At 71.8% G+C, this 280-nt stretch carries 1 pseudogene; it reads right to left on the bottom strand.

Going from position 1 to position 280, the window contains the following annotated elements:
- A pseudogene (locus tag ACLBYB_RS33470) lies at window positions 1–280 on the bottom strand (IS3 family transposase); the annotation flags it as partial.

Here is a 280-nt window from a genome sequence, read left to right as displayed (position 1 = left end):
ACCATCTCGGCCGAGACGCCCGTCGTGGTCGCCGACCACGCGATGATCTCACGGTCGCACGCGTCGATGGCAAACAGCACGCGGACGACCGCACCGTCCCGGCAGCGCAGTTCGAGGTGATCCGAGCGACCCGCTCCACGTTCGAGCGTAACGCCACCACGGTGCCGTCGTGGGTGCGGCCGGGCCGCCGGGCGGTGTGCGGCGCGAGGGTGAGCCCGTTCGCCCGCAGGATGCGCAGCACCCGCTTGGCATTGACGCTCGCTTCGCCGCGCGAGTGCAG

The sequence above is a fragment of the Methylobacterium sp. D54C genome, assembly GCF_053345595.1.
The sequence above is the reverse complement of the archived record's forward strand: the minus strand, read 5'-3'. Positions and strand labels throughout refer to the sequence as shown.